This window comes from Psychrobacter celer, assembly GCF_016107555.1.
Taxonomy (GTDB): Bacteria; Pseudomonadota; Gammaproteobacteria; order Pseudomonadales; family Moraxellaceae; genus Psychrobacter; species Psychrobacter celer.
Genome location: NZ_JABASU010000069.1, coordinates 1 through 533, shown reverse-complemented (window position 1 = coordinate 533; position 533 = coordinate 1). Strand labels below are relative to the sequence as shown.

The following is a 533-nucleotide window of genomic DNA, read 5'->3' as shown; positions in this document are numbered from 1 at the left end:
TATCTTTCTCTTTATTTTAAAAGCATTGTATCTTATTTATAAAAGACTGACTATATAATAAAATCGTACTGTTAAAGCAGACCCAGCAAATTGCTTACTACGAGCATAATCGTAAGCAAGCGCCTGTTTTTCATTTAATTGACTATAAAGATATCGTCGCTTCGGTTCGACGCAATAGTCGCGTCGTGTATGAAGCCCTAAACTTGCATGTGATTGATCCTAAAACCAACCAAACCATCCAAATTATCAATCTCGAGGACATGCAACTCAGCCCTTACGACCAATGGACGTTTATCCGTACCTATATGGAGCGTCCCGCAGACGAGCTACCGCTTGATCCACGATATGCCCACGCGTGTCCAACAGATATCAGCACGTCGCTACTCGCCTGTGCCGATATTGCTCAAGAGAAAAAAGACAAGGGTCTGACTGGACTACAACATGAAGTGACCTTTATGGGTTGGTTGCGTGCTTGTACTGTAACTATCCCCTAAAATAGCACAGCTCAAACGTAGAATCTCTTATAAAATACC

General features: G+C 41.8%; 1 protein-coding gene. It reads left to right on the top strand.

The window, feature by feature from the left end:
- The first annotated feature begins 62 nt into the window (after positions 1-62).
- Complete coding sequence (locus JFC05_RS12710) at positions 63-494, top strand: DUF6708 domain-containing protein (RefSeq protein WP_338106220.1); 432 nt, start codon at positions 63-65, stop codon at positions 492-494.
- Positions 495-533: the final 39 nt, after the last annotated feature.